Origin of the sequence: Mesorhizobium sp. M7A.F.Ca.CA.002.09.1.1 (assembly GCF_003998555.1) — a bacterium.
Classification (GTDB): domain Bacteria; phylum Pseudomonadota; class Alphaproteobacteria; order Rhizobiales; family Rhizobiaceae; genus Mesorhizobium; species Mesorhizobium ciceri.
In genome coordinates this window covers 1-1,703 of sequence record NZ_RZRR01001050.1, presented here as the reverse complement: position 1 = coordinate 1,703, position 1,703 = coordinate 1, and the positions used below count along the sequence as shown (strand labels likewise).

The following is a 1,703-nucleotide window of genomic DNA, read 5'->3' as shown; positions in this document are numbered from 1 at the left end:
GTCGACGAGTTCGTCTACAAGGCCGTCCCGGCTCTGACGCTGCTGATCCCGCTGCTTTTGACGCCGGTCTGTGCGCCTTCGCTTCTGGAGGGGCCTGTGCCGCTGCGATCGCCGGCCGATCTGGTCAATCATCATCTGATCCATGAATGCGAAACCATGAGATGGAAGCGTTGGCTGGAGCAGGAAGGCGTTCTGGAAACGACGCCAAAATCCAGCACAACACTGGATGATTGCACCTTGATCATGCGCGAAGCGATCAATGGCGCCGGAATAGCGCTTGCGGACACGATGATGGCGCAAGATTTTCTGCAGCAAGGCAAGCTGGTCGCGCCGTTCCGTGCCCGCCACACCTATCCGGCCGGCATTTACCTGCATCAGCGTCGCAGCATCGGCAACAAGCCAGGCACCGGTCTGTTTCAGGATTGGCTGCTCGCCGAAGTCGCGGACCACAAGCAGGTGATGGCAATCGCTTAGATGCCCCCCAACCGAAAATGTCGGGAGCCACCGCTTCAGATTGGAATCCCCGCGTCGAACCTCGACTCATCCGTGGTCCAGCGATGACCCACCATCGCCTTGCATCGATAATCGCAGTTCTCATTGAATATCTTTAAGGCCAAAGCCGGCAAATAGGTTGCTTGTCGGTTCCCCTGCGGCAGGCTTAACCTGCACGCGGCCAACGCGTGAGGGCGCGTGCTGCAAAAGGGGAACATTGCCATGACGATACAGGGTGCTTCACCTGATCTGTACAACGAGGATTTGGCTCCGGCCAAAGTTCGAAACTGGGGACCATTCTCGATCTTCAACGTCTGGACGTCGGACGTCCACAGCCTTTGGGGCTACTATCTTGCCGCCAGTCTGTTCCTGTTCTGCGGCGGCTTCGTCAATTTCATCATCGCCATAGGCATCGGCTCGCTGATCATCTACGCGCTGATGAACATGGTCGGCTATGCCGGCGTGAAGACGGGCGTGCCCTACCCCGTGCTTGCCCGCGCCTCTTTCGGCATCTGGGGCGCCAACATACCGGCGCTGGTGCGCGCCGTCGTCGCCTGCTTCTGGTACGGCGCGCAGACTGCCGCCGCCTCGGGCGCGATCGTGGCGCTGCTGATCCGCACGCAATGGTTCGCCGATTTCAACGCCAGCACGCACTTCCTCGGTCATACCGGCCTGGAGGTGATCTGCTTCGTGGTCATCTGGGGGCTGCAATTGCTGATCATCCAGAACGGCATGGAAACGGTCCGCCGCTTCCAGGACTGGGCCGGCCCCGCGGTGTGGGTGATGATGCTGATCCTGGCGATCTATCTCTGTGTCAAATCCGGGAGATTTGCCTTCACCAGCGACATCCCGATGGACGTGCTGCTGGACAAGACGAAGGATGCGGGCGTGCCCGGCACGCCTGGCTCCTGGACCTCGCTGTTTGCGGTGGCCGCGATCTGGGTCACCTATTTCTCGGCGCTCTATCTCAATTTCTGCGATTTCGCCCGTTACGCGCCTGACAAGGCATCGCTGCGCAAGGGCAACATCTGGGGCCTGCCGATCAACCTGATCCTGTTTTCTCTGGTGGCCGGCGTCACCACCATTGCCGCCTTTGACGTCTATGGCGAGGTGCTGCTGCATCCCGACCAGATATCGGCGAAATTCGACAGCTGGTTCCTGGCAGCCCTTGCTGCCCTGACCTTTGCAGTTGCGACGCTTGGCATCAACGT

At 59.9% G+C, this 1,703-nt stretch carries 2 protein-coding genes; both read left to right on the top strand.

From position 1 onward, the window contains the following. Positions 1-474, top strand: a 474-nt coding sequence (locus tag EN994_RS30075; protein WP_245466123.1) for a LysR substrate-binding domain-containing protein, incomplete at its 5' end; no start/stop codon positions are given. A gap of 240 nt (positions 475-714) precedes the next feature. Beyond that, positions 715-1,703: cytosine permease (locus EN994_RS30070; RefSeq protein WP_127308082.1), on the top strand; the 989-nt coding region annotated here is incomplete at its 3' end.